1 protein-coding gene and 1 pseudogene are annotated in these 2,073 nt (G+C 58.4%); one reads left to right on the plus strand and one right to left on the minus strand.

Annotated elements, in window-relative coordinates; all coding sequences use genetic code 11:
- The coding region (locus Q0R23_RS09785; protein WP_293912551.1) for a family 1 glycosylhydrolase at nucleotides 1-1,308 on the plus strand (1,308 nt) is incomplete at its 5' end.
- On the opposite strand, the pseudogene Q0R23_RS09790 reads toward Q0R23_RS09785, so the two are convergent.
- Nucleotides 1,289-2,073 (minus strand): annotated as a pseudogene (locus tag Q0R23_RS09790) (dTDP-4-dehydrorhamnose reductase); the annotation flags it as partial. The gene Q0R23_RS09785 and the pseudogene Q0R23_RS09790 overlap by 20 nt on opposite strands.

Genomic DNA, 2,073 nt, shown 5'->3' on the forward strand with positions numbered 1-2,073 from the left:
TGCGTCGCTGCGGGTGCGTTGAGTGTCAGTGTTGCCATAGGTGATTCCTTTGCTGATATTTACAGCCAGGTGGGTTCAAGAGTTCCATCCGGCGGGGTAATATGCGATATGTCAAATTTTATGTTCGCCACAGGAATCGAAAATAGCGCACCGACCATTTTGCTGCCCAGCGGTGCGACAAAACGCGTCGATGAAATGGAGAAGTGCGGCCATTACGCGCGGTGGCGGGAGGACTTCATCCTGGTCCGCGAGCTGGGGATCAGCTACCTCCGGTACGGCCCGCCGCTGCATCTGACACATGTCCGGCCTGGGCACTACGACTGGGACTTTGCCGATGAGACTTTTGGGGCTTTGCGCGAGATGGATATCACGCCGCTCGCCGACCTCTGCCACTTCGGCGTGCCGGACTGGATCGGCGGCTTCGACAATCCGGATTGGCCCCTGCTGTTTGCCGAGTATGCGCGTGCATTCGCCGTGCGATTCCCCTGGGTACATTATTACACGCCGGTCAATGAAATTTTCGTGGCAGCGACATTTTCGGGCCAGCTCGGCTGGTGGAATGAGCGGGCTGTCGGTGACCGCGGGTTTGTGACCGCTCTGGGAAACTTGTGCCGGGCCAATACGCTTGCCATGCGGGCCATTCTGGAAGTCAACCCTCTTGCCGTATTTATTCAGAGCGAATCGTCGGAATATTTCCACCCGGCAGATCCCGGCGTCATGGCGCAGGCAAATATCCTGAATGAGAAGCGGTTTCTGTCACTGGACCTGACCTATGGCCGCCCGGTCAACGCGGTCATGTATGAGTACCTGCTGGACAACGGGATGACACGCGCGGAATACCACTGGTTTATGGAAAATCAAGTGAAAACCAACTGCGTCATGGGCAACGATTATTACGTCACCAATGAACATATGGTTCACGCAGACGGGCGCGTGACGCCGTCGGGCGAGGTATTCGGCTACTACGTCATCACGCTGCAGTACTACCACCGCTACCGGCTCCCGGTCATGCATACGGAGACGAACCTGGCCGACGCCGACAAGTCATGGGATTGGCTTTGGAAACAGTGGACAAATCTCTTTCGCCTGCGCAGCGACGGGGTTCCCATCATCGGTTTTACCTGGTACAGCCTGACCGACCAGGTAGACTGGGACACCGCATTACGCGAGGACGCCGGGCGAGTCAATCCGGTCGGCCTGTGTGACATGGACCGAAATATCCGACGCGTAGGTTACGAATATCGCAAGCTAATTCAGCATTGGAGTGGTCTTCTCCCAACCGGCAGCGTCAGCCTGGACTTGCCGTAAGAGTCGCTTTGAGGTGTTCAGGCGAATTGAAGGAGTCAGGCGAGGGGTAAATCAAGCGCTCGTGCCTTTTCCACCATCCTGGGGCGTGCAGAGCGTCGTGCCGGTGATGACCCTGACGGCCCAAATCGCGCAGCATCTCAGCCAGTGCAGTGGGCTGCGGAATGCCGTCCTGAAGGCGAAATGCACCCGGCTCATAGTGGCCTGAATCGCGGCTGACAAGACTGTCCCAGTCATAGGCTCCCAGCAAAGCCCACGCGGTGACGGCACGCAGGTCCACGCCTTCGCGACGCACCTGCAGTGCGGCGTCCCAAACCTCCAAAAACCAGCGCATGTGCTCGCTCGTATCTCCGCCCAGGCTGACCTCGGTAAGCGCGATGGGAGAGTGGTAGCGATCCCAAACCTCTTTCAGCAGATCCGGGAGACTGCACACGCCTTCAGCACAGACGCGAACCGCCTCGACATCGGCATAAGTATCCTGCGAATTCGTGCCGACGGCGTGGGGCGGATAATGCTGTATGCGGTCATCCAGAAAGCGCTCGCTCGTGAGGTAATAATCGATGCCCAGGATCTGCGGCGGACAGGGGTGCTCCCGGAATTCACGCAGCTCCACTTCCTCCACGCCCAGCCAGCGCAGGAAACGGCTCATGGGATGGTTCTCGTCTACTCGCCCGCAGAGAAGGTCAAAGGTAAGCCAGCGGCGCTCGTTCTCGAAATCCGCCTGATACGCCAGTGTCTGCGTACTATGGACCTTGCCGATGTCCTCCG

The organism is Deinococcus sp., from assembly GCF_025362455.1.
Taxonomy (GTDB): Bacteria; Deinococcota; Deinococci; order Deinococcales; family Deinococcaceae; genus Deinococcus.